Here is a 314-nt window from a genome sequence, read left to right as displayed (position 1 = left end):
CGATGTAGTCGATTTCACCAAATTGACGTTTAGTCAGTTCGTGAGCGTTAATTGAAAACTCTTCACTCATTACAACTGCTGAGAATTCTTTGTTTGTGAACTCGTCTAGAGAAAACTTAGTGTTGCCGTCTTTAACGCTGCGAACAACTGGTGCAACTTCTTCACCTTCACGCCAAATGTCGTGCTGGAATGTTTCAGCCGTGTAGTAGTTCTCTCGCGGAGCCTGAGCCATGCCAGAGAAAACTCCAGCCACTGGAGCTTCCTGAACGTATTCGCGACCCATATGGGTAGTATATTTACCAGCCATGCTAGCT

General features: G+C 45.9%; 1 protein-coding gene. It reads right to left on the bottom strand.

The window, feature by feature from the left end; genetic code table 11:
* A partial coding sequence (locus tag DC53_RS0121175; protein ID WP_206075191.1) for a hypothetical protein occupies window positions 1-253 on the bottom strand: 253 nt, incomplete at its 3' end.
* Between the last annotated feature and the right edge of the window lie 61 nt (window positions 254-314).

It is taken from the genome of Pseudoalteromonas fuliginea (assembly GCF_000690055.1).
GTDB classification, from domain to species: Bacteria; Pseudomonadota; Gammaproteobacteria; order Enterobacterales; family Alteromonadaceae; genus Pseudoalteromonas; species Pseudoalteromonas fuliginea.
This window is presented reverse-complemented; position numbering and strand designations above follow the sequence as displayed.